The following is a 24,972-nucleotide window of genomic DNA, read 5'->3' on the forward strand; positions in this document are numbered from 1 at the left end:
TCAGAGGACAGAAATTGACAATGCGATTTTCAATTTCTTCACAATTTCAATCACCTACAGTTCTTGAAATTGGCAACACATTCTTGTGTCGCGAGAAACTCTAGGAACCTCTGATTAACTCATCCATGATTTAATCAGAGGACAGAAATTGAAAATGCGATTTTCAATTTCTTCACAATTTCAATCACTTACCGTTCTTGAAATTGGCGACACATCCTTGTGTCGCGAGAAACTCTAGGTTAATCAGAGTTTCCTCTAGGTTAATCAGAGTTTCTTCTACCTAAAAAGACAATAAGGCACCCGCAGCAACGGTACTTGCTTCGGCATCAGAAAATCCATCTTGCGACGTTGTATGCTGGGTATATTCGGCAATAAATTGCAAGCCCGGTGTTATGTCGCGTACCAGAACAATCGATGATACTTCATTTTCTGCACCGGCAAGGTCTTTATTTTCGGTCACTCCATATTGCACCGATAATCGGGTTTTACCAAATTGATAACCGGCATTTAATAAATAACCTTCCGTTTCGTATTCGTTGCCTTCACTGTCTGTGGCGCCAACAAACAAAATACCATCACCCAAAGCGTCACCAATAAAAGTAGACGCGTTGGCGGTGAACTTACCTAAAACCAATCTGCCACCAATTTCAAAACCTTCTGCCGAAATCTCTTCATCGGTATCGGAACGACGCGCATCTTGTTGCACGAAAGATGTCCACAATTTACTACCTCCGGCAAAATCGTAGGTTAATAAACCCTGGAACATGGGCGTGTCGTGAACGTTATAAATAGGGCCGCCGGTATTGATTGGATCAGGCTGAATATCTACCGGTTGAATAACGCCAAATTTGGCTTGAAAGCCGTTTACAACTGGTGTTGCGTAGGTAATTTGTGGTTGAAAACTGAAATAGGTATAGCCTGCCGCCACAGCACCAAAGGTAGTGTTAAGTGCACCGGCGGCCTCTGCCTGCGTACCGACTCCAGGCACGGTAATATCTGAAAGTGTCGCGTGTAATCCAAATAATGCCGCATCCCGACCAAGCAATACCGATCCCCAATCGTCTTCGACTTTTAAATACACATTACGAACATCGCCCACGTTTTGAGCACCCGCGATGCGGCCACCAAAGCTTGATGGATTTGATGTACCCGGTGCAAAACCAAAATGCGCAGTTAATTTCATTCCGGAGTCTGTGGTGTGAGTGACAATGGTATTTAACCAGCCGGGTAAGAATCCATTTTGAACGGAGGCGGTATCATCATTATTGACTGCAAATTTACAAGCGGAAAACGTACTCCACTGTGCGGAGTCAGGCTTAAAATTACAGTTTGTTTGCGTGTAATAACCGCCAACTGATCCCGAGATATCCACATTCCATCCACCTTCACTGAAAGAGATGGCGTGGCTAGGTGCGCTAACCGTGAGGTAAGTCATTAATGAAAGAATAGCAGCGCTGGTATTTTTTAATCTCATTTTATGCATACCTTATTTTTATTGTTTTAATTAGAGAAATTTCTGATTTGTGAGTGCACGTATGTATCAGAAAATAAACATTGAATTATGTGGTTTTTTGATTTTTACCGTTTCAATGGTTTATTGAAATGGATAACGATCTTTTTGAGCCGTAGAAAAAATCGGGTAGAAATTTACGCTAGCCCAGGATGCCTGTGTGCAACACAGTTATTTAAATCGCAACTTCTATACCAGCCAAAATGATCGTTATCTTTTGTAAAAACATCGATAAAAAGCGCTGATAACCGAGCGGTTCTTATAAAAACGCTGACTAAATCAGGCGGAGTGAATCGGGCGTTTCTATAGATTCGAAGGTGTCTGCAACGATGAGCGACAGACTGTCGCATAATTATAACGGGTACGATCGATGTGTAAGACACTGTGTCGCAACCAGCAATAACAGATTTGATTCTTTCGATATTCGCAGTCCTAAATGAACGTATTTAATTGTTCTTAGCGGGTTATTTGTTTAAATGTTGTGGCAGAGAAATTGCCATGAATTTTATGAAATAAAAAAGATTTCCAAATCGATCTTTATTTCGATGGTAATTAATTAAAAATAAGAATAAGGAATGATCTTCATGAATCGTATTAAACACTATGTTCTCGTTTTATTGTGCGCGACGCCGCTATTAGCCCAAGCTGCCATGCCAGGTATGAAAGGTGTTCAGCATATCGGCTTTACTGTTCCGAGTGTCGATGAGGCAGTAACCTTTTTTGTTGATGTAATTGGCTGTGAGGCCTTTCATACCATTGGACCTTTTGGGCCGTTTTCCGATAATTGGATGACCGAAAATTTAAATGTCAATAAAAAAGCGGTTATCAAAGTAGCGCAGATGGTTCGTTGCGCCAACGGTACCAATTTCGAAATCTTTGAATATCAATCACCCGATCAGAAAAAAGAATTTGTTAAAAACAGCGATTTAGGTGGTAACCATATCGCGTTCTATGTTGAAGACATGGATGACGCTGTTAAATACTTAAAAAGTAAAGGTGTGAGAATTTTGGGTGAGCCGCACTTATTTACCGATACCGGAATGAAAGGTTTAACTTGGGTGTATTTCTTAACGCCTTGGGGACAGCAGCTAGAAATAGTCTCTTACCCAGAGGGGCAAGCATACGAACAATCGACCAATCGCAGATTGTGGGACCCAAGACAATAATTTTTAAAACGCTGATTAAATCAAAAACGAGTTAATCAGCGGTTTCTATCGACAAAGCATGGGCTCAAGGCTCGTGCTTTTGTATTCATTATTGCATTATAACGGTCGATACAATGAATAAAAACAACACAGGTTTAATTGGCCTTACTACTTTTCTTTTTTTACTCCTTTTTTCGCTAAACTCTTTCGCACACTTTAATCCCATTGTTAATCGCAGTTTTCACGTGGTATTCAACCCTTCTCAATCGGTTCAGGTGTATGCACGCATTCCTCTACCTTTACTGATTATTCACCCTCAATGGGGCGGTATAGACAGTGGTGAAGCATTGCCTTGGACGGAATCCAAACTGGTTGATAGTCAATGGCGATATTATTTGGATAACGACACTATCGATTCCCATTGGGGTGAGTTTACGGAGTTTGTACTTGAGGCGTATTCAATAAATACAATTTCGGGTACCGATTTGAAGCCTTATGTTAAAGAGATTAGTGTTCATTCTGAACACTATAATCGAGGGTTTTCTACATTTGAGTCCGCGACATCGGCGTTTGATGGTCGTAATAACATTACCTTTGCCGACGACAAAGAAGTATTCGATGCCGTTGTTGACGTTTATTTTGAAATAAACAGTGTTAATGCAAGGCAAGATTTTATTATTGAAAGCCAACAAGGGAAGGATCTTGGTATCGAAAATCGCTTGTTTAATCATGTTTCTTTCTACGAGCGAGACTCAGCAGGCGACACGCAAATAATCAACACACAGCATAACCTTGGTTTGCTGAGCGAAAGTTATCATTTCGAAAGACCTATTGTAGACAAAATTGCTACTGCCGTGTATCACGGTATAGAACATATTGTGCTGGGCTGGGACCATTTGTTGTTTGTAATTTTATTGGTGTTGGTTTCGGTTTCTGTAAAGCAAGTTATTCAACGTGCAACCCTATTTACCATTGGTCACAGTATTACTCTAACCATGGGGGTATTTGGTGTTGTACCCGCTTTTGATTGGTTTATTCCGTTGATTGAATCGTTAATTGCGGCTTCTATTCTGCTTGCGGGTGTTTTTATTTTATTGAACCAATCATCGAGATTTAATTTAAAAGTCTGTTTTGTACTGGGTTTAGTGCACGGTTTTGGTTTTTCATTTGTCTTAAAAGAAGGGATTTTTCAACAGCAATCCATTGATTATTTTAATTTATTTGGCATTAATTTAGGAATTGAAGTAGGTCAGGTTTTAATTTATCTCGTCGCGTTCCCGTTACTGTATTTAATTCAAAAATATTGTACGGTCAATACTTTGCTTGCCCGAAAAGCAATGGTGATACCCTGCGTTTTTATATCGGGATATTGGTTGGTTTTGCGACTTTTCGAAACCTCTGAGTTTGTATTATGAGAGCGTTGCATAGTTTAATACTTTTTATAACACGAAACTCTGATTAACCTAGAGTTTCTGGTGGCGCAAGGATGTGTCGCCAATTTCAAGAGCAGTAAGTGATTGAAATTTTGAAAAAATTGAAAATCGCATTATCAATTTCTGTCTTCTGATTAAATCATGGATGAGTTAATCAGAGGTTCCAGCAGTCTTTATCAAGCATCATTATAAATACGTTAAAAAAAGGCGGGCAAATGCCCGCAAAGCAACAACTGTGAAACGCAGTTTCGGCAGCTTAAAGCTCTTTTTGCGCCATTTGTTTTGCGATGTATTCCGCTTGACGAATGGCAAGAGCAACAATGGTGAGGGTAGGGTTTTCGGTACCGGCGGAAGTAAATTGGCTACCGTCGGATACGAATAAATTTTTAATGTCGTGACTTTGGCCCCAGCGGTTTACTACACCGTCGCGAGCTTTTTCACTCATGCGATTAGTGCCCATGTTATGACTCGCTGGATAGGGTGGTAAATTATTGACTTTTAATGCGCCTATGGATTCAAATAATTCTTTAGAGCGTGCGTATGCATGGTTACGCATACGAGTATCATTAATATGATCGGTTTTATAAACCACGGGTACGGGTAAGCCATACTGATCTTTTTCGGTTGGATGCAGGGTAATATTGTTCGACTCAACCGCCATATCTTCACCGCAAATCCAAAAGCCTGCCATATTGTCATAATTTGCTAACGAGCTGGATACTTCTCGACCCCAACCGCTTTTTCCCGGATTTAAAAACGCCGACATAAACGGCAAACCTAAATGGAGAATTTCTAATTCATAACCGGCGAGATGACCACGTGAGGCATCATGGTCTTGCCACTCTTTAACGATACCGGGCACCACCGTACTTTTGTACATATGTACGGGTTTTTCGAATTCTGCATACACGCCTCCAGTAACGTGGGTCATATAGTTTTGTCCTACTTGACCGGACGAGTTTGCTAGGCCGTCTGGGAACAAATTTGATGCAGAATTTAGCAACATGCGTGGTGATTCAATAGAGTTACCGGCAACGGCTACTAGGCGAGCTTTTTGAAAATGTTGAGCGCCTTTTTCATCGGCATAAAGAACACCGGTGATTTTTCCGTTTTTATCGTGTTCTATTTTTAATACCATGGAATTTGGGCGTAATTCCATGTTTCCTGTGGCTTCAGCCCGCGGAATTTCGGTGTACATGGTCGACCATTTCGCGCCGATTTTGCAGCCTTGCATACAAAAGCCATTGACTTGGCATGACGGACGGCCGTCGCGGGCCTCGGTATTAATTGCTAAGGTTGCTTGCTCACAGTGGGCGCCTATTTTTTTCGCACCGGCTGCGACAACCTTGTAATGATTACTTTCACCGTGAAATGGCATTCCCGTCGCTTCTGTGCCGCAAACACCCATTTTCTTTTCGGCTTTTTCGTAGTACGGCGCCATTTCTTTTAGGCTAATGGGCCAATCCAAAACATTAGCACCAGACACGGTACCTAATGTGGATTTCATTTTAAATTCGTGTTCTTGAAATCGCATGGCAACACCGGCCCAGTGCATGGTGGCACCGCCAACGCCTTTAACAATCCACGCGGGTAGATTTGGAAAATCGGAAGCAAGACGTGACGGACCATCGACAATGCGTTTATCCAGCCACGAAATTTTATCGAACATGCGCCATTCGTCGTTTTCGATATCGGCAAGAGTAAAGCGTTTCCCCGCTTCAAGTACCACCGAGCGTATGCCTTTTTGCGCGAGCTCATTTGCGAGTGTACCGCCGCCGGCACCCGAACCAATAATTACTACAAGGCTATCGTCGTTGAGGTCAAATTTTGTTGTCATTATTATGTACTCCGTTGGTCTCTTCTTTAAAGCCAGTCGATGTCGTTATAGCCGCGGCGAATGTAACCACCTTGTTCCCACGCAGAGCCGCCATAGCCAAAGTGTTGCCACAATTCTGGATTGTTATAAATTCCCATCATTAAATTGCCTTTAATGGTTTGGAAAAAGCCGCTGTTTTCGATCGCACGCAGCACTTTCACGCGATCGGCTTCAGATTTAATATCCACAAAGTCTTTGCCAAAATATTTTTGGCTGAGTTGATCTAAGGTGTTAACACCTTCGAGAAGCTTCTCTTTTAATTGTGGATCATTATCGGCTTTGTCGGCTAATGGCAACATGACTTGGCTGTAGTATTTATCGTCTAGCTCATCGTGTGGGTAGATATCGCGAGCCATTCGATGCAGTGTTGCACTGGCTTTTTTACCAACGGCTTTTGCTGCCCAAGTATTTGCGGAAAATAAACCAGAGCTGGCTAAACCAATTCCGACCGTGGTAATGCCGGCTTTATTTAAAAATTGACGGCGTGATAGCGATGTAGGATTGTTTGAAGCAGTGTTATTTGATGTAGCGTTTGGATCTGAAGATTTAACATTATTATTGTTATTCATGTTGAACTCCTCCCATATTTCCGAGATAACTGGAATATGGGTTTTTATTATGAATGTCTAATGATTATTATTTAATGTTGTAGAAGTTTTTTGTTTGTAGCTGTCTAACCAATCTTCCATAGAATCTATTATTTGAGGTTCTATTTTTTTTGCAAGAGCGATACCCGACTCTTTAAGGATTTCATTCAGTGCTATGTGTTTGTCCTCCTCAATAAAATAGTTGATGTCATTGCGTTGATAAAATTCATTACAAATTTGCCAAAGGTATGTTAAAGGGCCTTCGGTTAAAATAGCGGCTTGTACTAAAATTGCTACGTCTTGGTTAACGCTATCTACGGATTTTATTTGTCGCCAACGTTGTGCAGTACCGGCAATTTTTTTGTTATTAACAGTGACATTGTAATCACCGTTACAAAAGGCTCCGTTTATCGAACCGTAGCTCGCATTAATGCCTAGGCGTGATAATGCATGAATAATAGGTTGGCAAATTTCTAAATAGCTGTCGCGAATCGATACCGCTTTTTTGGCACTTCGAAAAACAATCGCCACGTTGAGCATTCCGGGATATTGCGGTGTTAAATCGCCACCGGTTTCTCGTAATACAATAGGCCAACCAATATAATTAAAGTATTTTTGCGTTAACTTAAAGTTGGCTTTATGAGAAAAACTTTTTGGAACTACCAAAGACTGCTCGCAACGCCAAATTAAAAAATCGGCATGTGTTTCGCCGTCAACCACCGATTGCAATAAATTTAATTCTAAATCTAAACCTATTTTTGCGTTCAAAATAGGAATGTCGCTTACACCATCTTTCAATTTGGCTGTTGAAAACTGTGTTTGCTTCATGGCGTTAACTCTGTTCAATCGCATTACATAGGTCTGTTAAAAAAGCACCTGCCGGAGCACCATCAACAGCTCTATGATCAAAAGTAAGCGATAATCCCATGATCTTGCGAATAGCAATACTCTTGTCTGCCATCACCCAGGGTTTGTCTTTGGTTTGGCCCACGCCCAAAATAGCGATTTGCGGAATATTGATAATGGGTGTGAAATGACTAACACGCGACAAGCCTAAATTACTGATGGTAAAGGTTCCTCCCGTCATTTCTGGAACGGTAAGTTTGTTTATTTTCGCTCGCTGAGCTAAATCCTTTCTTGCGTTGGCGCGGGTTTCTATATCCATTTTATCGGCGTTAAAAATGGTCGGTGCCACCAGTAGATTGCCTGGCAAGGCCATTGCCATACTTAAGTGAATGTTTGAATACAAATGAATTTCTTTCGGTTCAACTCGGCCATTTAAATCGGGATGTTGTTTTAATGTATTGATAACAACATCGGCAATTAAATCTTCAACCGATATTTTAATACCCGATTCTGCGAGTTTGGCTTTTTTATCGAACAAAGCCGTTGCATCACACTCGGCGTGATGAGTTAGTTGCGCGGCTTCATCCAAACTCTTGCGCATGTTGTTGGCAATCATCGCGCGTACGCCGCGTAGTGGAATTATTTCGGGTTCGATATTTACAGATGCCGTCATAGTTGTTTCTCTATAATGCTCGATAATCAATTGGAAATTCTTTATGAAGACTTCCAGAAATACTCTTGAATTAAGGAATTAGCGATACGTCCTTGTGTCGCCGAAAACTCTGGTTTAGTGAGAGCGTTTCAAAATTTATGCGTTTTTAACGTTTACGCAGTAATAGTGGCAACCACGTCACCCTTTGCGACAACTTCGTCAATGTCTTTGCCGATGGATAAAGTGCCGCTTGCAGGAGCAGAGAGTTCGTGCTGAATTTTTTCTACCATTAATTCCGCAATAACGTCTCCTTCATTTACCGAGCCGCCGTTACTTACAAACCAACTGGTAATGACGGCTTCGCTGTCTTCTTCCCACATATCTTCAGGAATACGTACTTCAATAGACATATCTAGTTTTTCTCCATTAATTCAAAGGCGGTGATAATTTTTTCTGCGTTTGGTAAGGCCCATTGCTCCATGGGTCTTGCAAACGGGATGGGAATATCAGGATAAGCAACCCGTTTAGGTGCTGCTTTAAGAGCAACGCCTTGTTCAACAACTGAGGTGATGATTTCGCCGGTAACACCGTAGCTGTGATAGTCTTCATCAACCACAATTAAACGTCCGGTTTTTTTCACGGAATTAATAATGGTTTCGCGATCCAAAGGTACCAATGATCGAATATCAATAACTTCTGCGCTCACACCACGTTCCGCTAACGTGCGGGCGGCTTTTAATCCGTGGTGCACACCAGAGGTTAAACCCACAATGGTTACGTCTGTGCCTTCTTTGACGACGGCAGCTTTACCAATGGGTATTTCGTAGCTTTCTTCAGGCACATGTACAATCGCGTCGCGTTCTGTACCCAACCAACCCATGCCTTGCAAGGCTTTATGGAACATAAAAATAACTGGGTTATCGTCGCGAATGGCTGCGGTCATTAAACCTTTTGCGTCGTAGGCGTTCGATGGTGCGACGACTTTCATACCTGGTAAGTGCGCAAAGGTTGCGTGCAAGCATTGCGAGTGTTGACCGGCATCGGAATAGCCGCCACCGGTTGAGGTCATAAGTACTACCGGAACCTTTACTTCGCCGCCGGAAAAATAGGTATTTTTTGCCATAGAGTTATAGATGGCATCAAAGCAAACACCGAAAAAATCGACGAACATTAATTCTACAATTGGGCGCATTCCGTCAGATGCCGCGCCCACGGCCGCACCCATAAAAGCGGTTTCAGAAATTGGTGTGTCGCGAACGCGCTCAGCGCCAAATTCATCGAATAATCCACGGGTGTTGCCAAAAACACCGCCCAATGGTCCGATATCTTCACCCATGACAAATACGCGTTCATCGATACGCATTTCTTGAGCAATTGCCTCGGCCATAGCGCGCGCAATTGTCAATTTACGTTCTTTGGTTGCAACGCTCATCGAGTGGCTCCTTTTCTTGTTATTATCATAAAAATGATGAATAGAATTACGTGAAACTCTGGCTACTTTTTAGAGGCAGTTGAATTTGTGTGTCTCAATAAATTCACCAGAGTTTATTGTGTTGATTCTGTTGTAGATCTTGTTGCGAATTAAATGCCGGGCGTAACAATGATTTTTACGTTTTCTTCTTTGTTGTTTACCAGCTCTTCAAAGCCATTTTCAAGAATGTTGGCGAGTTGAATTTTTCCGGTAATTAACGGCTCTACGTCTAAACGGCCGTCGGCAATAAACGCAATGACATCGGCAAATTCACCGTTGTAGGCTAAAGATCCGATGACTTGTTTTTCGGTAGAAACAATATCGAAGAAATTAAATTGTGTCGGTTCTTCAAAAATACCGACCATAACGCAACGACCCGCTTTACGAATCGAATCTATTGCCACTTGTGCGGTTTTAGTAAGACCAATACATTCAAAAGAAACGTCTGCGCCATAGCCACCGGTGAGCTTTTTAATTTCGGCAATGGCATCAACTTGGCTTGGATCGATAACTACTGTTGCGCCAACTTCTAGGGCTTTCGCTTTGCGAGCTGAAGACATTTCAAGCGCAATGACGCGAGCAGCGCCAGCGGCTTTGGCACACATAATCGTACATAAGCCAATGGTTCCTGCACCAACTACGACGACGGTTTCGCCCAATAAATTACCGGCTTTTTTAACCGCGTGCATACCGACCGCTAAGGGTTCAATTAAGGCACCGGCTTCTGTTGGAAAACCTTCGGGTAATTTATACAAAAGATTGGCCGGAACATTGACGTATTCGGCGAAGGCGCCGTTGTTCATTAATCCGGTAAAGGCAAGACTTTCACAGATGTTGTACATACCGTCTTTGCAGTAGCGACATTCACCGCAGTGTTGGCAGGCATCGGCGGCAACACGTTCGCCAACTTCATAACCTTTAACGCCTTCACCAACGGCTACGATTTCACCGCTAAATTCGTGACCTAAAATGCATTGGTCTTTAATGCCGGTCAGAGGATGAGGTTCGTTCATGGGAATAAATACGGGGCCTGCCACGTATTCGTGTAAATCTGAGCCACAAATTCCGCACCAGTGAACTTTAATTTGTACCCAGCCAGCTTCTGGGCTGCCTGGAACAGAAACTTCTTCTAAGCGAATATCTTTGCGGCCATGCCATACGGCGGCTTTCATGGTTAACGCTTGATTCATAATGGTTATCTCCGAGAGGAAAGAATTAATTTCGAATTATTGTTATTAAACAAACACTTTCTCTAACGCTTCTTCTACGGGCGCGTACTCGCTGTTTCTGGCGAATTCAATAGCGGCATCGACTTTTTCATGGGCTTTTTTCACCATGGCTTCATCGTCGCTATTACTCCAATCAAAATTGGCCGCTAGATGCTCACGGAATTTTGGAATGGGATCTTTTGCAAATAACGCATCTTTTTCACCTTTGGGTCGATAGCCTTCGGCATCTCCCATAAAGTGACCTGCCAATCGATAGGTTTCGATTTCGATCAAACTTGGGCCGCCACCCGAACGTGCTCGTTCTATGGCTTCACCGGCTGCTTCGAAAATAGCAATGGGATCGTTATTTTCTACGGCATAACCCGGCATTCCATACGCGGCAGCGCGCTGGTCGTTCCGCTCAATGGCGGTGGAGGCCGTTTTGGCAACGGAAATTCCCCAGGCATTGTCTTCAATAATAAATACGACCGGTAATTTCCAAACCGACGCCAAATTCAACGATTCGTGGAATGCGCCTTGGTTTGCCGCGCCTTCACCAATGTAGGCAATCGCCACACCTTCTTTATTTTGCAATTTACGCGATAGCGCAGCGCCTACGGCCGGGCCCATGCCTTGAGCGATAATGCCTGAACACGAAAAGTTTACCTTGGCATCGAAAATATGCATGTGGCCGCCGCGACCGCCGGATAATCCTGTGGCCTTGCCGAAAATTTCCGCCGTCATTTTGTTGAGGTCTACACCTTTGGCGATGGCAACGTGGTGTGGACGGTGGGTTGAAGTCACAATATCGGTTGCTGTTAAGTGCGCGCACACTCCTACAGCGCAGGGCTCTTGACCATTGGATAGATGCATTTCGCCGGGAATAGGGCCGTTGGCCATATTGAACGCTGGCAATTTGCCTTCCATATATATTTTTTCGATGGTTTCCTCGAAGTAGCGGCTAATGAGCATGTGCTCATACATCCACAGCTGTTGTTCCCGATTGGGCTTCATGGAAATCACTCCTTTGTTATTGTCGATGTGTGGAGACCACTGCAACAGAATTCCAGTGGAATAGCTGGAGCAGAGCAACCGACGTACCAAATGATTAATTCATTGATTTATAAGGATTAATTTCAACTTGCAGACGCGAGTCGATGAACTTGAAAACAGTGTGTATCAGCCGGTGCGACACTTTTTTGAAACACTGCGACACTTTGATAATTAATTAAACAGTATCAGTTAGAATCAATTAACAGAGTCTTTTTATATCGATAAAACAGATTGGTTCTTGGGTGATAACGGTAGACAAGGGTGATTTCCCGATCATAGAATGAGACAAATAATAAAAATTACATGAATAAAAAGCCGCTACCATGACTGTACAAGAATCTTTTCCATCTCAAAATTCGCGCGCAGGTCAATTGCCTCGTAAATCCACTTTCAGTGAAATAAAGCGATCCTGGCAGCGTTGCACCGAACAATATCATTTAGAACCCGGTGCCAATATTGGCATTCCCAAGCTCAGCCAACATGAAATCACCAATGCCCGTGAAGCATTGGATGAATTACTGCACGTGGCGAATCCGGTGTTAAATCGGTTGCGGCAGTTGGGGGAAAATTCCGGCTATTGTGTGCTGATCTCCGATGCCAATGGTGTGGCTTTGCGCCAATTTATCGATACTCAACGTGGGCGGGAGTTAGCCGACAGCGGTTTAACGGTTGGAACGGTATGGTCTGAAAATTTGGTGGGTACCAATGGTCTTGGCACCTGCTTAGCCACAGGCGATTCGTTAACGGTTTATGCCGATGAACATTTTGATCGTAAATTTCGTCGCTATAGCTGCTCTACAGCACCGTTAATTTCACCCAAAGGCGATATTATTGGCGCCTTAGATATCTCCACCTACGCTCGCGGCGATAAATTAGGTCAGGGTCTTGCGCTCAATATTGTCTGCGAAACCGCCGATCAAATTGAAGCGGCCATGTTTAAATCGGCCTACGCGAATTACCATTTAATTTCGTTAGTCTCATCACCCTTAGTTGATCCGGTGCAGTCGAACGCAATATTGGCGGTGTGCGACTCGGGCATGATTTTGGGTGCGACAACGCAAGCATTACTGCAAATGGGATTTGTCCGACGCGATTCTTTGGTGGGTCATGGTATTAAAAATATCATTAATGGCTCGCTTGAAGACGTTGTGCAATCACCGCAGCCGTTACTTTCGAATCATTACGCTTGGTTGATGTACCAACGCGCCCCCAAACCAAAATCCATCGACGTTGGTTATTACCGGTCTTCAAAATTAATAACCAACAAAAAAGATTCGCCACTGTACGATGCCGCTGGTAGTGATCCGCTATTATTAAAAAATGCCGATATTTGCCATCGAATTATTAATCGCAATATTAATGTGCTGCTGCAAGGCGAAACTGGAACCGGAAAAGAAGTTTGGGCTCAAGCTATTCACAATAGTAGTGAGCGTAAAGATAAGCCGTTTGTAACTTTAAATTGCGCGGCCATTCCCGAGTCTTTAATTGAAAGCGAATTGTTCGGTTATAGCGCCGGTACTTTTACCGGTGGTTTAAAAGGCGGAAAAGTTGGCAAAATAGAAGCCAGTAATGGTGGTACCTTATTTTTGGATGAAATTGGCGATATGCCGTTGGCGTTGCAGGCTCGTTTATTACGAGTTCTAGCTGAACAAGAAATTACGCCGCTTGGGCAAATACAAGCTAAAAAAGTTTCACTTAATGTGGTTTGTGCTACGCACAGAGATTTACACGAAAAAGTTGCTCAAGGACAATTTCGCCAAGACCTCTATTATCGTATCAGTGGTGTTAAAGTTTTATTGCCGTCGTTAAGGGAACGCAGCGATAAAATGGAATTAATTGATAAATTATTGTTGGAATTAACTCACGGCCAAGGCGCTCAACTAACTGAATCTGCCGAATACGCGTTAATTCACTATCAATGGCCAGGTAATATTCGCCAATTAAAAAATACGCTTCATTATGCCTTATGTATGTGTGAAAACGCAGTTATCGACGAAAACTGCTTACCCGCCGAGATACTTAACCACGGTGCGACTTTTGCCAATTACGGCGTTGATAGTTACGGTGGCGACGTATTCGAAGGCAGTTTTAGTACGGATTTTTCCAACGAATCGAGTGTTTTTAATTCGCACTCCAATCCGGCAATTATGTCGCCTTTGCCTCAAGCCTCTTGTGCATCAAAAATTCCCCAACGACATTCTGTTTTTACTGACGCCAGTTCCCAAACTCCAACCGAAGCGAGCAAAACCGAAGAAGAAATTCGCATCATCAATGCGTTAGAGAATCATCGCTGGGTGGTTAGTAAGGCAGCAAAGGCTTTGTCTATGAGCCGTTCAACCTTACACAGAAAAATTAACAAGTATCAGATTTATAATAAGTCAAATTAATTGGCGCTCTGGCTTTTACACGGAAAGTGAGAGCATCTTGTTAAATTTATGGCCAGCCGCAAAATATTAAGCGTATTTAATGGTTTGTTGGCTTAATTTGCTCTAGATCGCGATGGCCCGTTCCAACTTTTTTTGATCAAATCCCACAGCACCACTGTACTGTTCTAGTCGAGTAAATTGCAGTTGAAATTTGCTTCTGTGCAAATTCGATTCGAAAATACGAATTTTGCGATTTAATTTTATCGCATTTTGTATCAGTTTCTGTTTAAAAGCTTCGTTGGTTTGCGCGCCGAAATAAATCTCGGTAAGTTCGCTGGGTATAAATTTAACAGAACTCCAACCTTCATCTTTAGCTTTTTCAAGGTTCTCAGTCGTATTGGGCATCAATCGAAAACATCGCCATTCTTGTTCCGCGGCAAATTGTTTGGGTTTCATCAGTAATTTGGCTCGAAAGGAATCCGTAGACAACTCGACACGTTTTTTCGAGCCGATAATATCGAGCATTTGCTCTTCTAATGTGCTGATTTCCGGTCGAACATCGGTGTAATTGACTCTGGTGGCGTCGCTTAGCGAGCTGTTTTCGGCACAGGAAAATCGCAGGGCAACACCTTGATGATTATCGGCGTAGTAGCGCCAGCAATTTAGGCTATCGATACGAGCATGAAGTGAGCAGATGCGAACACGTAAGGCGTAGTTGCGCCATTGTTTTACCTGCTTTGCTAGTGATTCCCGTCTGGCTTCAACCACTTGCGCGAGCAGCCCTTTAATCACACCAGCGGCTTCTTCCTCGTCACTGAATCTCTGCTCAGCCCGCCAGCGTCGAATGGCTTGTAAGACTTGACCTTCACCGACTGGAGTATCGGATTGGAAGATCAGCCGCAACGCTTTTTTGGTCAATGCATCCAACAGCTCGCTATGGCTGAAACGCAATTGGCTATGGTAATCAAGCTCGCACGTATCGTTGAATAAATGTGGGGCATTCCAGCGAAGCGAGTGCGTGGCGAGGATTTTATCCGCTGTCTCGGCACTGCAAAACTTAATTAAAGAGTTAGGCGTTTGGATGGCCACGAACTATCCTTCTTTACACGTTAACAATCACTGGTGCCCCACGAATTGACTGTGCACTGGGCAACAGTTCTTGTATCGGCATTGCCGTGAATTTGTTTACTGCCAAGTTGGCTAAGTTGATATTTTTGTTGATATTGGATGGGTTGTTTACCTCAATCTTGATCGCAATCGCTAGAAAAGATCGTTTTCATTACGAGAAGTTGAGCAATCCAATCCTAATCCGCGTTAAAATTCGCGCTGCGGCTTGTTCCTTTATCGAATAAAGCTTAGCGTAAAATTTCTAAAAGTTTTGAGGAGTTGCTGTGAATCTCACGGGAAGCCATATTCTTTCTATTTCTCAGTTTGATCGTGAATCTATTGATCGTATTTTTGACGTTGCCGACACCATGGCTCCTTACGCGGCGCGTAAAAAGGCTACTCGTGTCCTAGAAGGCGCGATTTTGGGCAATATGTTTTTCGAGCCAAGCACACGAACGCGCGTGAGCTTTGGTTGTGCGTTTAACCTTTTAGGTGGCAGTGTACGAGAAACCACCGGCTTTGAGACTTCGGCTATCGCCAAGGGCGAGTCTTTATACGATACCGCGCGTGTGCTTTCTGGTTACAGCGATGTTATTTGTATGCGCCATCCTCAAGCCGGCTCTGTGGAAGAGTTTGCCCAAGCCAGCCGGGTTCCGGTCATCAATGGCGGTGATGGCCCCAACGAGCATCCGACCCAAGCGCTTTTAGACTTGTACACCATTCGTCGTGAACTCGATGGCAAGGGTCGGCAGATTGACGGTTTGCGCATTGCCATGATTGGTGATTTGAAGTTTGGTAGAACCGTACACTCTTTGGCAAAATTATTAACGCTCTACAAGAACGTTACCTTGGTGTTGGTTGCACCCAAGGAATTAGCCATGCCTGAGCCCATTGTTGAGATGCTGCGTGAGTGCGGCCACAAGGTCACCATCACCGAAGAATTATCGGAAAGCATCAAGAGTGTTGATATCGTCTATTCAACACGCATTCAAGAAGAGCGCTTTACCAGTAAAGATGAGGCCGATCTTTATCGAGGCCGTTTTCGTTTAAATCAGGCCATCTACACGCAATTTTGCGAGCCTAATACCGTCATTATGCATCCGTTGCCACGCGATTCTCGAATGGAAGCAAACGAGCTCGATAACGATCTTAACCAAAATCCTAATCTTGCTATTTTCCGCCAAACCGATAATGGTATTTTGGTGAGAATGGCGTTATTTGCCTTGGTTTTAGATGTTGCCAATCTTGTTGATCAATACTCTCACGATGTACGTTGGTTTACCGGCAATCGTTAATATTTTTTAGCTGACCATAAGGTTATTCGTGTTTTTATTGACGAAAGTCGTTACCCAATAATTAACGCGCGTTAATTCACCTTATTTATGAGCCACCGAATTGTTCGGTGGTTTGTTCCACTCATGCAGTATTTTTTTACCCTCTCTGAAAACGTAAGTAGAAATTAATTGTGTAATTAATGGCGTCAGAATTTTTAATATTAATTACTGATGCGTCATTTGTTTTACACAACTCAGTGATACCGTTAAATCTTAGGGTATTCCTAAGAAATTCTTGAATAACGTGTCTGTGATTTAAACCTAGGGCAGAGAATGTAAACTGAAGATTACCTGGTGTTTCCTATAGGAACCTCTGATTAACTCATCCATGATTTAATCAGAGGACAGAAATTGAAAATGTGATTTCCAATTTCTTCACAATTTCAATCACTTACCGTTCTTGAAATTGGCGACACATCCTTGTGTCGCGAGAAACTCTAGGTTAATCAGAGTTTCCTATAGTTTTTTGAAAAAAAAATCAAAATAGGCAGATGATTTTTGAGTGATTAATCAAGTCTTATTCAATTTGATCGACGATCATTTTTGAATTTTGATTATTTTAAATAAGTAAATCGAAAAATCATCTGTTAAACGATGGTTATGTAAATTGGTTATGTTTTTGAGATTCTTGCTGCCAATACAACTTACATAAACAAATTTTTTGTGAACGAATAGACGCTTTGAATGTTCAGATTTTTCTATGATTTAAACAGGTACTTCAGCAGGTTTTCTAAAAGATTATTTACTGTTAAGTTTCACTTAATATTAGATCGATACACTCCGTTTTAAGTGTTAAACCAAAACAGTTATTCAATTATTAAATTGGTTTGTTTGTTCCAATATTTTTTGAGTTTTCTTAATTTTCGCAAGTAGACGCGAACAATATTTAATTAAATTGGGGAAATTTAAATTAAACACTGATGGTAACTATGCCAGCATCGTTTTGCTTCTAGTTGTTCAATTTTTGTCACTCAACGCGCTGTTGGTTTTGCTCATAGATTCAATGCTCAGGCGAGTACATAGGTGTAGATAAAGATGTCGCAAAAAAACAATAAGTGGGTTTATAGAATCACCTTGTCCTTAGCTACAATCGCTGGACTGTTTTCCTTAACCTCTCACGTGAGCGCTGAAGACTCGCTTACTCAGCAAGACCATCGCTGGATTTTAGCGAAATACGATTTAAACGGTGACGACACCATTACCGCTGAAGAAATTACGTCTAAAAAGCACAAAGTGTTTCAATTTATGGATGCCGATAACAGCGGCAGCGTTAGCATTGATGAATACATTTTAAGTGACACTATGCGTCGCGAAGCATTGCTTAGAGCGCGCTTTGATAAATTAGACTTAGACCACGACGGCACCATTGATGACGCTGAGTACACCTCGTATTTGGGATTATTTGCCAGTATTGATGGCGACGGTGACGGTAATTTAACAAAATCAGAAGTGATGGCGTCACAAGCCGAAACAGTTGAATATAAAACCCGCTGTGTTTGGGTGCTGTGTTTGCGAACCCAAAGTAACTGAGTTCGCAGTTAAACAAAGCCGTCAATCAAAAACGTAATCGGATAAAAAACTGTGGTGATTGCTGATTTTATAACGGTGATTACTGGTTTTGAGCGCTACTGTTTTCGATGCGTCTAAAGAGCGCACCAATACAATCAACCAATTTTTGCGAGCGGTTTTGCTGGCGCATCGCTTGAAGTAAATGTGGGCGAAGCTCAGGCAAGGCCATCAGATCTGCAATCACGCGAATAAAGGTTTCATCACCGAGTTTTGCCAGCAACTCCAAAAACTCCAGTCCTAAACTAGCGTCTGCCAAATCATCGCAGCAACGCGAAGCGATCGCCGCAACTACTTCCACATCAACGGTTTCCATCACCGCCATGGATTTGGTCAGTGCTTGATGGCGCAATCCCTTGGCTTGACTGAAGGATATACCGCGAATGGCTGCGGCAATGACGCCTTTTGTCTGCTCGGGTTGTTTTAACTCTTCGTGTAAGCGATTAATCAAAACCTGTGTGAGTGCAGCATCGATCTGCTCGTGCTCAAGCAGTTGCCCGAGTCCAACAAAGGCTGGTGCTGGCACCGACTTTAAAGAATTGCGCAACAACTCTTGATTGTCTTGCCAGCGCGCCGCCACATCGGCCAGACCCTGAATACCAAGATGTTGCCAGCCTTCATCGGAGGGTGACTGTAGATACTTGAGTGTGGTTTCATAAAAACGGCTTGGCGGTCTTTTCAGTTGCGCGCTAATTTTCGAGTGAAAACTGGCTTTGCGGTCTTCGGGTAGATCAAACGCGTAGGGATTGTTCTCTAACACCGCGTGCAACTGCTTACCGGTTTTTGCTGCGTGCCAGTTGGTGCCCACAGAAATTAGTAGCTGTTGCAGGAATTTGTCGCGGTCGGCGGGAATGAGATAACCTTGTTCATCCAAGGGTAGTTTAAGTGTCCACACCATGGGACTGTCTACGTTGGTCTTTCCCCAGAACACCACACCGATCCAGGCGTTTTTTAGGTAGGGTAAAGGATAGGGTTTTTCTAATTTATCTGCGCTGGTGAACTCACTGCGTGACAGCGAGCGGATTCTTCTACCCAAATCGTAAAAACGTGCTTGTGCACCAAGGTATTCGAAAAATCCACAAATACCTTCAACCTTGGTAACCATCTAACTCCTCTCAACTCTACTCTGGATCAATCGCCGTTACTGTACTTAACTGTTGTTGTACTTAATTGCTTATGTATATAGGAAACTCTGATCAACCTAGAGTTTCTTGCGACACATGGATGTGTCGCCAATTTCAAGAACGGTAAGTACTTGAAATTGTGAAGAAATTGGAAATCGCATTGTCAATTTCTGTTTTCTGATTAAATCATGGAAGAGTTAATCAGATGTCCCTACAAAAGATCAGCGAGATTGCTGCAAAAGGGGCAGTATTACAGTTATAGGCGTAAAGTGGTAGGCGAGTTGTTTGGTAAGGCTTGTCAGTTGTCGAAATAATGCTAGTAAAAACAGAGCGCTAGACAATTTTCAATTTGCAGAATAAACAATTGCTGTGCGGATGTTTGTCTATACTTAAGTTGATATCTTGTTAATCCGCTAAATTGCTAGGGTTTTAAATGACCGACATTCTGCCATTTCGACAATCGCCCAACGCGATTGCGCATTGCTACCAAAATGCTCAGGTCGATTTGAAATTGATGCTCACCGGACACGTTCATCAAGCCATTCCCGATGTTGCCCAAAAAGCTTACCAAGAACATTGGCAATGTTTGAGTCAGTATGGCTCCGAGCGGTTTGATATGTTGTTTGATAAGAGTTGGCTGGTACGGCAAGGATTTGCTGAACTGATCGACACCGAACCCGAGCGAATTGCTCTTGCCAGCAGTGTTCACGAGCTGTTTGTGCGTTTTCTGTCTTGTTTGGATTTAAAAAAGCGTCCCCGAATTCTTACTACTCATCGCGAGCATCCGTCTATTTTGCGGCAACTCATTCGCTTGAAAGAGCAGGGTTGTGAGCTGGTATTTATCGACAGTGATTACGCCACCTTGGTGGAAAAAATCTCTCAAGCCATTGATGATAAAACCGCGGCGGTATGTATTTCGTCGGTGAACTACGTTACTGGTCATCAAACCTTTGAGCTGGACACGCTACCACCTATTTGTGCCAACTACGGCACCGAGCTGTTTGTCGATGCCTATCAAAGTGTGAATGTACTGGAATTCTCGATAGCCGATTACAACCTTGAAACCGCGTTTGTTGCCGCAGGTGGTGGCAAGTATTGTCAGATGGGCGATGGCGTGTGCTTTATGCACGTACCCGAAGGCTCGGACTTTCGCCCGGTGATTACCGGTTGGTTTGGCTCTTTTGATCCCGTGTTGGATTCGCCAGCTGCAGAGCCTCTGGTGTACGCCGATGGCGCCTGTCGGTTTGATGGTTCCACCACCGATGCGTTACCGCATTTTCGCGCCGAAAAAGTCTTTGAGCACTTTAAGCGCGAAGGCTTAACGCCAGAGTTACTTTACGAAATTAACCATCATCAGCTGGGCTATTTAGTGACCGAGTTTCTGCGACAGGATTTCGACCCTAAGGTGATTCGCATGACCTCGTCGGTAGAGTACATGGGTGGCTTTGTCTCTTTCGCTACCCGTATCGCACAACCACTGCATGAACGTATGCGAGATATTGGTGTTATTTGTGACTATCGCGAAGATTTTCTGCGCCTTGGGCCTGCACCGTACTTGTGTGATGAACAATTGCGCGATTCGATTACGGCTATGAAAGAAGCTTTGGTATCACTGGGTTATTGAGCGCAGCATTTCTTGTATTTTTTGCCGCTCCCACAAGGGCAGTTGCCGTTTCGGTCTGGTTTAATGTCATCCATGGCCAAACCTTGGGTGAAATACCATAGGCCGTCGATTTTTTGAAAGTGCGAGTGTTCGTGATGCTGGCGTAGCGTTTTTGGTGCGGACTCTTGCTGGCGTTGGTAAAACGCAACGAACTCGACTTCACCTGAAGTGTCTTTTTCAGAACCTTTTTTGGTTTTAAGAATTTTCAAGCTGCACCAAATTTTGTCGGCGCTGTATTGCTGTATCTCTTCATTTGGGTCGCTGTTTAAAGCCGTCCTAGAAAGATAATCCCATCGCTGAAAGACAAATGCACAAAAGCGTGAGCGCATTAACGCACTGGCGGTATCTGCGTTACTGCGTCCTTCTAAGAGCGGTTCGCAGCATTGCTTAAACGGTTTTCCACTCTCGCAAGGGCAGGCATCTTGAGCGGTAAATTGTTGATTATTTTGAGTGGTAATCATTTTGAAATTTCTGTATGTTTGCGCGTTTTCGCCAGTGGTCGGGCCTTTTTAGGGCATCGCTATTGTCGTTTCAAGTGCAGACACATTCAATCGGGCAAAAGCAAACTTTTACATGGTAAATTTTGATGATATTCGTCCTTACGAGGACCATGAAGTTAGGCCAACCATCAAAAGACTGTTGAGGGATAAGGAGCTGCTTCAAGCGGTGGCTCGTTTTCGTTTTCCGGTTTTAAGTCAAAAAGCACCTTGGTTGATGCGTCCTATCGTGCAACTGTATTTGCGTAAGCAATTTGGCGGTGTAAGTACTGTGCTTGAAGTTCAAACCACTATTGAGCGCTATGTTAAGCGAATGCTTGATACCAGTTCTCGTGGTCTTACGGTTTCTGGCATTGAAAAGCTCGATCCTAAGCAAAACTATTTATTTATCAGTAATCACCGTGACATCACCATGGACCCGGCCTGTGTAAACTGGGTGTTGTTCCATCATGGTTTCACCACATTACGTATTGCGATTGGCGACAACCTACTGTCGAAGCCTTACGTTTCAGACTTAATGCGTTTGAACAAAACCTTCATCGTAAATCGCTCAGCAAAGTCGCCGCGCGAAAAGCTCAAGGCCGCTAAGCATCTTTCGGCGTATATTTTCCATTCCTTGACCGTTGATCAATCCAATATCTGGATTGCCCAGCGCGAAGGGCGTGCTAAAGATGGCCGCGATATCACCAATCCGGCAATCATTAACATGCTGACGCTCAATCGCCCCAAGACCGAGGCGTTTGGTGATTATGTGCAGACGCTAAAGATTGTGCCCATTGCAATTTCTTATGAATGGGACCCCTGTGACGTCGCTAAGGCTCGCGAGCTGTATCACACACGAGTGCTGGGCAAGTACGTAAAAGCCGAGCACGAAGACGTGGCCAGTATTGCCGCTGGTATTTCTGGGCAAAAAGGTCGCATTCATTTAGCGTTTGGCGATGTTTTAGGCAGTAATTTTGAATCCGCCGAAGACGTTGCGGCTGAGCTTGAGCGCCAAATTCAAAGTAATTATCAGATTCATCCGAGTAACCTTGCGGCCTATATTCGCTTGCACGGTGAAAGCCCAGATATCTTGTTGGCCAAAGAAAGCTTTGAACCGGCCCAGTACAAGGCCGATGAAGAAGAGCTTTTAAAGCGTGTTTCTGCGCTTCCCCAAGAGCAGCGCGAAATCTTCTTGGCCGGATACGCAAACCCGGTAGTGGCTAAGTTCGCCTTACAAGAACAGGCTCGCGACCCTAATCTTGCAGTGTCGCACGGCTGATTCTTACGCCAAGCATTGCCAACTTTGAGTACCTTGGGCGAATTTTATTAAGCATGCCCTAGGTACTGCGATCTAAAAGCGGTAAATTTACCGCTTATTCCTAACTTTGCGATTCCAATCCTGTTCATGCTCAGTGACGATATCAAAAAAACCATTCAAGGCGCCTACAGTCAATTTTTGAAAACCCGCGGTCTACAAGCCCGTTACGGCCAAAAATTGATGATCGCTGAAATTGCTCGCACCTTGATGGCCGTTGAGATGGACGACAATCACCAGCGCCGAAATGACGGCCATGTGTGTGTGATTGAAGCGGGTACAGGAACGGGCAAAACCGTGGCCTATCTACTTGCCGCTATTCCCATTGCCCAGCTTCTCAATAAAAAGCTGGTGATTTCGACGGCGACCGTCGCGCTGCAAGAGCAGATTATCTACAAGGATTTACCCGAACTAAAGCAAGACAGTGGCTTGGAGTTTTCTTACTGTTTGGCCAAAGGGCGAGGTCGGTATTTATGCTTAACCAAGCTCGATAAGATGCTCTACGATCAGCAGATTACCAGCGATCCCACCCGTGCTCTTTACGAAGATGAGCAGCCAGATTTAAGACCCGAAGACATGGCGTTGTATCAAGATATGATTAACGCTCTTGCCAGTGGCGATTGGTCTGGCGATAAAGACGACTGGAAAGACGAGCTTGAAGATAAATTGTGGTTTCGCGTTACCACCGATCATCGTCAATGTACGGGAAGACGCTGCTCAAACGTAACGCAATGCAGCTTTTTTAAAGCCCGCGACAACATCGGTAACGTTGATGTTGTGGTCACCAATCACGATATGGTTTTGGCCGATTTAGCCTTAGGTGGCGGTGCAGTTTTACCCGCGCCCGAAGACAGCATCTATGTATTTGACGAAGGCCACCATTTGCCCGACAAAGCGTTGGGTCACTTTTCCCACCATTTAAGAGTCATAAGTACAACGCGCTGGTTAGATCAGTGCATGAAAAGCGTGGGGCCGATTCTGAACGATTTGGGGGAGTCTGCCGAGATCAGCCGTTGCGTAGAATCCCTACCCAACGATCTCAACGCCACTAAGGCCAACATGGAGCGTCTGTGGCCTCTGCTGCAAAACTTAGCCGGGGATTTAGCCGACAGCAATGAACACAGCCCGCGCTATCGCTTTCCTAGCGGTGTGGTGCCCGAAGATTTGCAAACCTTGGCCGAAGAATTACGCCAAGACTTTTCGCGTCTATTGGCTAAGTTTGAAAAGATCGCTCGCGAAGCCGACGAATTATTAGAAGATCGACACGGGCCAATTCCTAAAGCAGACCTAGAAAACTGGTTCCCAGTATTTGGTCTGTGGCAAAGTCGCTGCGAAGCCTGCGTGCAATTATGGGCCAGTTACGCCATTGCCGATCAATCCACCTCAATGCCTAAAGCGCGCTGGCTGACGTTATTTGATACCGGCGCCTATGTTGATATTGAAATCTGCTCTAGCCCAATTTTAGCGGCCAACAATCTGCAAAATCATTTATGGCGCTCGTGTTATGCGGCGGTGGTAACCTCTGCAACCTTAGCCGCACTCGGACATTTCGAGCGATTTCGTATGCGTTCTGGTACACCCGAAAATTCGGTTTACCAAATTGTGCCCAGTCCGTTTAACTTTGCCAACGCGGTATTTTCGGTGCCTAAAACTGCGACGGATGCGGGAAATGTCGCCGAACATACGCAATCTATTATCGAGCAATTACCGCAATTAATAGATCCCTCTCAAGGCAGTTTGGTTTTGTTTTCGTCGCGCAAACAAATGCGTGAAGTTTTCGATCAATTACCGTCACGATTACAAAATAGTATTCTGGTCCAAGGTGAGCGCTCCAAGCAAGAAACCATTCGCTCTCATAAACAACGTATTGATGAGAATGAGGGCAGTATTTTATTTGGTTTAGCCAGTTTTGCCGAAGGCTTGGATTTACCGGGAAAATATTGCACACACGTTATTATTGTGAAAATTCCATTTTCCGTTCCTGACGATCCCATAGAGGCAGCGTTGGCGGAATGGTTAGATTCGCGTGGTGGTAATGCGTTTATGGAAATGAGCGTGCCTGATGCTTCTATTAAATTAGTGCAGGCCTGCGGACGATTACTTAGAAAAGAAAGCGACGAGGGTAAAATTACCTTATTGGATAAACGTCTGTTAACTCGCCGCTACGGTAAGGCGTTGCTTGAAAGTTTACCGCCTTATAAATACGATTTTAGTTAAGCACGCTTAGGTAAACATTT

The 24,972-nt window shown here is 43.8% G+C and carries 20 protein-coding genes; 8 read left to right on the top strand and 12 right to left on the bottom strand.

Features of this window, described 5'->3' with window-relative positions; all coding sequences use genetic code 11:
• Positions 1–280 precede the first annotated feature (280 nt).
• Entirely contained in the window at positions 281–1,474 is a 1,194-nt protein-coding gene (locus ACYQ2C_RS00335) for a porin (RefSeq protein WP_460098872.1), read from the bottom strand.
• A gap of 620 nt (positions 1,475–2,094) precedes the next feature.
• On the opposite strand from ACYQ2C_RS00335, the gene ACYQ2C_RS00340 reads away from it, so the two are divergent.
• Both ACYQ2C_RS00340 and ACYQ2C_RS00345 read left to right on the top strand, forming a co-directional pair.
• On the top strand, positions 2,095–2,676 hold the full coding sequence (locus ACYQ2C_RS00340; RefSeq protein ID WP_460048320.1) for a VOC family protein: 582 nt from the start codon (positions 2,095–2,097) through the stop codon (positions 2,674–2,676).
• Positions 2,677–2,789: 113 nt separating this feature from the next.
• Complete coding sequence (locus ACYQ2C_RS00345) at positions 2,790–4,070, top strand: HupE/UreJ family protein (RefSeq protein ID WP_460098875.1); 1,281 nt, start codon at positions 2,790–2,792, stop codon at positions 4,068–4,070.
• Positions 4,071–4,344: 274 nt separating this feature from the next.
• On the opposite strand, the gene ACYQ2C_RS00350 is transcribed toward ACYQ2C_RS00345, so the two are convergent.
• The 8 genes from ACYQ2C_RS00350 to ACYQ2C_RS00385 form a co-directional block, all read right to left on the bottom strand.
• Entirely contained in the window at positions 4,345–5,925 is a 1,581-nt protein-coding gene (locus tag ACYQ2C_RS00350) for a GMC family oxidoreductase (protein WP_460098878.1), read from the bottom strand.
• Between the two features lie 26 nt (positions 5,926–5,951).
• Positions 5,952–6,533, bottom strand: a complete 582-nt coding sequence (locus tag ACYQ2C_RS00355; RefSeq protein WP_460098881.1) for a gluconate 2-dehydrogenase subunit 3 family protein — start codon at positions 6,531–6,533, stop codon at positions 5,952–5,954.
• A 57-nt stretch (positions 6,534–6,590) separates the two neighbouring features.
• Positions 6,591–7,379 carry a lipoate--protein ligase family protein gene (locus tag ACYQ2C_RS00360; protein ID WP_460098884.1) on the bottom strand — a complete coding sequence of 263 codons (789 nt, stop codon included), beginning with the start codon at positions 7,377–7,379 and terminating at the stop codon, positions 6,591–6,593.
• Positions 7,380–7,383: 4 nt separating this feature from the next.
• Positions 7,384–8,070, bottom strand: coding sequence for a 2-oxo acid dehydrogenase subunit E2 (locus ACYQ2C_RS00365; RefSeq protein WP_460048312.1), 687 nt, complete (start codon positions 8,068–8,070; stop codon positions 7,384–7,386).
• A gap of 152 nt (positions 8,071–8,222) precedes the next feature.
• A complete protein-coding gene (locus ACYQ2C_RS00370) occupies positions 8,223–8,459 on the bottom strand; it encodes a biotin/lipoyl-containing protein (protein ID WP_460048310.1) in 237 nt (78 codons plus the stop codon).
• Between the two features lie 2 nt (positions 8,460–8,461).
• Positions 8,462–9,481 (bottom strand): alpha-ketoacid dehydrogenase subunit beta, encoded by a 1,020-nt coding sequence (locus ACYQ2C_RS00375; protein WP_460098888.1) that lies wholly within the window; start codon positions 9,479–9,481, stop codon positions 8,462–8,464.
• Positions 9,482–9,630: 149 nt separating this feature from the next.
• Entirely contained in the window at positions 9,631–10,710 is a 1,080-nt protein-coding gene (locus tag ACYQ2C_RS00380; protein WP_460048307.1) for a 2,3-butanediol dehydrogenase, read from the bottom strand.
• A gap of 45 nt (positions 10,711–10,755) precedes the next feature.
• Complete coding sequence (locus ACYQ2C_RS00385) at positions 10,756–11,742, bottom strand: thiamine pyrophosphate-dependent dehydrogenase E1 component subunit alpha (RefSeq protein ID WP_460098891.1); 987 nt, start codon at positions 11,740–11,742, stop codon at positions 10,756–10,758.
• A 362-nt stretch (positions 11,743–12,104) separates the two neighbouring features.
• Between ACYQ2C_RS00385 and ACYQ2C_RS00390 the strand changes: the two genes are divergently transcribed.
• A complete protein-coding gene (locus tag ACYQ2C_RS00390; protein ID WP_460098893.1) occupies positions 12,105–14,168 on the top strand; it encodes a sigma-54-dependent Fis family transcriptional regulator in 2,064 nt (687 codons plus the stop codon).
• Between the two features lie 102 nt (positions 14,169–14,270).
• On the opposite strand, the gene ACYQ2C_RS00395 is transcribed toward ACYQ2C_RS00390, so the two are convergent.
• Entirely contained in the window at positions 14,271–15,236 is a 966-nt protein-coding gene (locus ACYQ2C_RS00395; protein WP_460098896.1) for a DUF2971 domain-containing protein, read from the bottom strand.
• Positions 15,237–15,538: 302 nt separating this feature from the next.
• Between ACYQ2C_RS00395 and ACYQ2C_RS00400 the strand changes: the two genes are divergently transcribed.
• Positions 15,539–16,549 carry an aspartate carbamoyltransferase gene (locus ACYQ2C_RS00400; protein ID WP_460098898.1) on the top strand — a complete coding sequence of 337 codons (1,011 nt, stop codon included), beginning with the start codon at positions 15,539–15,541 and terminating at the stop codon, positions 16,547–16,549.
• A gap of 1,074 nt (positions 16,550–17,623) precedes the next feature.
• On the top strand, positions 17,624–18,118 hold the full coding sequence (locus ACYQ2C_RS00405; RefSeq protein WP_460048299.1) for an EF-hand domain-containing protein: 495 nt from the start codon (positions 17,624–17,626) through the stop codon (positions 18,116–18,118).
• Between the two features lie 79 nt (positions 18,119–18,197).
• Here ACYQ2C_RS00405 and ACYQ2C_RS00410 read toward each other — a convergent pair whose 3' ends face one another.
• Positions 18,198–19,259 (bottom strand): DUF3549 family protein, encoded by a 1,062-nt coding sequence (locus ACYQ2C_RS00410; protein WP_460098901.1) that lies wholly within the window; start codon positions 19,257–19,259, stop codon positions 18,198–18,200.
• A 452-nt stretch (positions 19,260–19,711) separates the two neighbouring features.
• Between ACYQ2C_RS00410 and ACYQ2C_RS00415 the strand changes: the two genes are divergently transcribed.
• A complete protein-coding gene (locus ACYQ2C_RS00415; RefSeq protein WP_460048297.1) occupies positions 19,712–20,902 on the top strand; it encodes an aminotransferase class V-fold PLP-dependent enzyme in 1,191 nt (396 codons plus the stop codon).
• Here ACYQ2C_RS00415 and ACYQ2C_RS00420 read toward each other — a convergent pair.
• Positions 20,896–21,402 (bottom strand): YchJ family protein, encoded by a 507-nt coding sequence (locus tag ACYQ2C_RS00420; RefSeq protein WP_460048295.1) that lies wholly within the window; start codon positions 21,400–21,402, stop codon positions 20,896–20,898. The genes ACYQ2C_RS00415 and ACYQ2C_RS00420 overlap by 7 nt on opposite strands.
• Before the next feature lie 112 nt (positions 21,403–21,514).
• Here ACYQ2C_RS00420 and ACYQ2C_RS00425 point away from each other — a divergent pair, with 112 nt between their 5' ends.
• Together ACYQ2C_RS00425 and dinG are read left to right on the top strand one after the other, a co-directional pair.
• Positions 21,515–22,699: a 1-acyl-sn-glycerol-3-phosphate acyltransferase gene (locus ACYQ2C_RS00425; protein ID WP_460098906.1), complete on the top strand. Its 1,185-nt coding sequence runs from the start codon at positions 21,515–21,517 to the stop codon at positions 22,697–22,699.
• A gap of 126 nt (positions 22,700–22,825) precedes the next feature.
• A complete protein-coding gene (dinG, locus tag ACYQ2C_RS00430) occupies positions 22,826–24,952 on the top strand; it encodes an ATP-dependent DNA helicase DinG (RefSeq protein WP_460098909.1) in 2,127 nt (708 codons plus the stop codon).
• Positions 24,953–24,972: the final 20 nt, after the last annotated feature.

It is taken from the genome of Sessilibacter sp. MAH3, from assembly GCF_054658275.1.

Coding starts and splice junctions, on each gene's coding strand:
- ACYQ2C_RS00335 (WP_460098872.1), bottom strand. CDS start 1,474: ATGAGATTAAAAAATACCAGCGCTGCTATTCTTTCATTAATGACTTAC.
- ACYQ2C_RS00340 (WP_460048320.1), top strand. CDS start 2,095: ATGAATCGTATTAAACACTATGTTCTCGTTTTATTGTGCGCGACGCCG.
- ACYQ2C_RS00345 (WP_460098875.1), top strand. CDS start 2,790: ATGAATAAAAACAACACAGGTTTAATTGGCCTTACTACTTTTCTTTTT.
- ACYQ2C_RS00350 (WP_460098878.1), bottom strand. CDS start 5,925: ATGACAACAAAATTTGACCTCAACGACGATAGCCTTGTAGTAATTATT.
- ACYQ2C_RS00355 (WP_460098881.1), bottom strand. CDS start 6,533: ATGAATAACAATAATAATGTTAAATCTTCAGATCCAAACGCTACATCA.
- ACYQ2C_RS00360 (WP_460098884.1), bottom strand. CDS start 7,379: ATGAAGCAAACACAGTTTTCAACAGCCAAATTGAAAGATGGTGTAAGC.
- ACYQ2C_RS00365 (WP_460048312.1), bottom strand. CDS start 8,070: ATGACGGCATCTGTAAATATCGAACCCGAAATAATTCCACTACGCGGC.
- ACYQ2C_RS00370 (WP_460048310.1), bottom strand. CDS start 8,459: ATGTCTATTGAAGTACGTATTCCTGAAGATATGTGGGAAGAAGACAGC.
- ACYQ2C_RS00375 (WP_460098888.1), bottom strand. CDS start 9,481: ATGAGCGTTGCAACCAAAGAACGTAAATTGACAATTGCGCGCGCTATG.
- ACYQ2C_RS00380 (WP_460048307.1), bottom strand. CDS start 10,710: ATGAATCAAGCGTTAACCATGAAAGCCGCCGTATGGCATGGCCGCAAA.
- ACYQ2C_RS00385 (WP_460098891.1), bottom strand. CDS start 11,742: ATGAAGCCCAATCGGGAACAACAGCTGTGGATGTATGAGCACATGCTC.
- ACYQ2C_RS00390 (WP_460098893.1), top strand. CDS start 12,105: ATGACTGTACAAGAATCTTTTCCATCTCAAAATTCGCGCGCAGGTCAA.
- ACYQ2C_RS00405 (WP_460048299.1), top strand. CDS start 17,624: ATGTCGCAAAAAAACAATAAGTGGGTTTATAGAATCACCTTGTCCTTA.
- ACYQ2C_RS00410 (WP_460098901.1), bottom strand. CDS start 19,259: ATGGTTACCAAGGTTGAAGGTATTTGTGGATTTTTCGAATACCTTGGT.
- ACYQ2C_RS00415 (WP_460048297.1), top strand. CDS start 19,712: ATGACCGACATTCTGCCATTTCGACAATCGCCCAACGCGATTGCGCAT.
- ACYQ2C_RS00420 (WP_460048295.1), bottom strand. CDS start 21,402: ATGATTACCACTCAAAATAATCAACAATTTACCGCTCAAGATGCCTGC.
- ACYQ2C_RS00425 (WP_460098906.1), top strand. CDS start 21,515: ATGGTAAATTTTGATGATATTCGTCCTTACGAGGACCATGAAGTTAGG.
- dinG (WP_460098909.1), top strand. CDS start 22,826: ATGCTCAGTGACGATATCAAAAAAACCATTCAAGGCGCCTACAGTCAA.